This is a genomic window from Vibrio owensii CAIM 1854 = LMG 25443 (assembly GCF_000817815.1).
In the GTDB taxonomy this organism is placed as follows: Bacteria; Pseudomonadota; Gammaproteobacteria; order Enterobacterales; family Vibrionaceae; genus Vibrio; species Vibrio owensii.
Map to the genome: position 1 here is coordinate 1 of NZ_JPRD01000051.1, position 1,117 is coordinate 1,117.

The window sequence follows — 1,117 nt, forward strand, 5'->3', positions numbered from 1 at the left end:
CATTGGGGACGTTTTTGCCAAAGCTTAGGCCATGATGTCAGTATTATTGCCCCAAAAAACGTAACTCCTTTTAGAGCAAACCAAAAGACTGATAAAAATGATGCTCTTGCCATCGCAATTGCAGCACGCCAACCTAATGTTCATTCTGTTGGAGTGAAAACTATCGATGCTCAAGCGCTTCAATCGATTGAACGCGTTCGGCAACATCTCAATGACCTCATGGTGGCTACCAGTAACATGGTGCGAGGTCTGATTTTAGAGTTTGGTATCGCTATCCCAAAGGGAGTTAGCGCCTTTAACAAAACCATCCCGCAAATTTTAGAAAATGGCGATAGTGAACTTCCTGATATATTGCGCCCTTATTTACACCATATGTATAACTTGCACCAAGAGCTTTCAAAACAAAAAGTTCAGATTGAAAAAGAATTGAGTTACTACATCAACCGGCATTCAGAGTGTAAAAAACTACTTGAACTTGAAGGGATTGGCCCTATCAATGCTCTCGGCCTTTATTTGGCACTAGGACACACTGGTAGAAATTTCAAAAACGGCCGAGAAGCCTCTGCTTGTATTGGCTTAACACCAAAGCAGTACAGTACTGGAGGTGTCACGACTATGCTTGGTATTAGTAAGAAAGTAGCAAACAAAAGGCTGCGTGCAAATCTCATCCAAGGTGCACTATCCGTTGTCCGATTGCTTCAGTATCGAGAGCCTAAAAATGGTAAGGAGACTTGGCTAAAAGCCTTGATAGTTAGAGCTGGCCTAAGAAGAGCGGCTGTCGCGTTAGCGAATAAAAGCATACGCACTGCATGGTCTATGCTGAAACATGACACTCAGTACTCTACTTCATTTAAACATGCTGCCTAGCAGCTAAATCTATACTTGCGAAATTTAGTTACTACCAATAATAAAGAGCGAAAGACAGGTAAGACCGACCTTAAAGAGCCAGCTCATTCTGAAGGTATCCAATATCGACTGTTCGGTGTGGCATTAAGGTGCGAATGCATAAAGGGGCAGAGTTCGCTACTCACAAAGAGCCCGAATATACGCACGCATCCTATCTACCTTTCACTGTTTAAAAATCGGTTGTAATTAATTGGGAGTCCATATACAGAAT

Annotated in this window: 1 protein-coding gene; it reads left to right on the plus strand. The window is 42.3% G+C overall.

The genetic code is table 11. The features are described from left to right. On the plus strand, positions 1–867 hold an 867-nt coding region (locus H735_RS23845; protein WP_052268489.1), incomplete at its 5' end, for an IS110 family RNA-guided transposase. Positions 868–1,117: the final 250 nt, after the last annotated feature.